Below are 1,410 nucleotides of genomic sequence, written 5' to 3'. Positions count from 1 at the left end.
GGATTCTGTGGCGTTATCCTCTGTAGCTTATACGCTTCAGATAGGTCGAGAATCGATGCAGGAACGATTATCGTTTATAGCATCGACTAAGGATGCAGTATTAGAGAAGTTAGAATCTTACTTGTCTGGATCTACGTTAGATTTATATACAGGTACTAAAAGTGATAATACGACGGGATTTCTTTTAGAAGGAGCTGCGGGTAAAGGATATATAGATATAGCAATAGCAAATAAAGAGCTGAGTAATCTTGCTCGATTATGGGCTTCAGGTATTTCTATAGACTGGAATTTGTTATATGATTCTGTTGTTCCTTTGAAGGTAAGTTTACCTACATATCCATTTTCGAGAGAGCATTATTGGGTAGGTAATCATGCGAAACAGAAGAAACATAGTTTACAAAAATCCTTAAAAACTAATGTAATACCAAAAGATCAAGATGTTGTTTTGTCAGATATAGGAGGTCAACCTGTTACAAAGGTAGCATCATCCTCGAATGCTACATCTTCAATCGAATTAGAGACATTATCTACATTTGCCTCGTCAGAAAGTACGCCGCTAGTTAAAGAAGAATTATCAAGCCCTAGACCTAAAGACCATAGTAACGCTAAGCAGGAGATTTTAGAATCTCTTAGTGTTTTATTATCCGAAACAATTTATTTAGAAGTTTCCAGGATTGATCAAGAAAGTACCTTTCAGGATTTAGGATTGGATTCTATTACTGGGGTCGAATTTATCAAATTAATTAATGACTCCTATGGATTAGAATTACCGGCAACAAGTTTGTATGATTATACAACAATAGTTAGTTTAAGCGAACACATTTTACCTCTTCTTCCAGAAACTAGTGCTGTTTTTTCAAGTTCAGAGAGTTCTCTTTCTATCCAAGATGTAAAGCAGAACCCATCAGTTACACCAGTTTCTACAAGAGAAGTTTTACCACACGGTCTGGAAATAGGAAATATATCAGATAAATTACAAGTTTTATTATCCGAAACAATTTATTTAGAAGTTTCCAGGATTGATCAAGAAAGTACCTTTCAGGATTTAGGATTGGATTCGATTACTGGTGTTGAGTTTATCAAATTAATTAATGACTCTTATGGATTAGAATTACCAGCAACAAGCTTGTATGATTATCCAACGATAGCTAGTTTTTTAGTTTATATTTTAGAAAAGGCATCATTTTTAGGTGTTTCAGAAAACGATTTGGATACAAAAGCAGCTATTCCTTCAGTAGATTTGGAGCTATCAGGATCAGTATCCGATTCAAGATTAGACGTAAATATTTTAAATCAAGATAAGGTATTACTGGATAGTATAGATAGATCGGCTAGTGCTATTTCTGGGGTAATATCTTCGGATCAAGAGAAACCATTATCATCATTATCAAAGAAAGATTCAAAAAAAGA

Annotated in this window: 1 protein-coding gene; it reads left to right on the top strand. The window is 34.1% G+C overall.

Annotated features, from left to right (window positions below; genetic code table 11):
• Window positions 1-1,410 (top strand): acyl carrier protein (locus F0000_RS27295; RefSeq protein WP_149627849.1); only part of this gene is annotated, 1,410 nt, incomplete at both ends.

The sequence above is a fragment of the Aquimarina sp. RZ0 genome, from assembly GCF_008370685.1.
GTDB lineage: Bacteria > Bacteroidota > Bacteroidia > Flavobacteriales > Flavobacteriaceae > Aquimarina.
The sequence above is the reverse complement of the archived record's forward strand: the minus strand, read 5'-3'. Positions and strand labels throughout refer to the sequence as shown.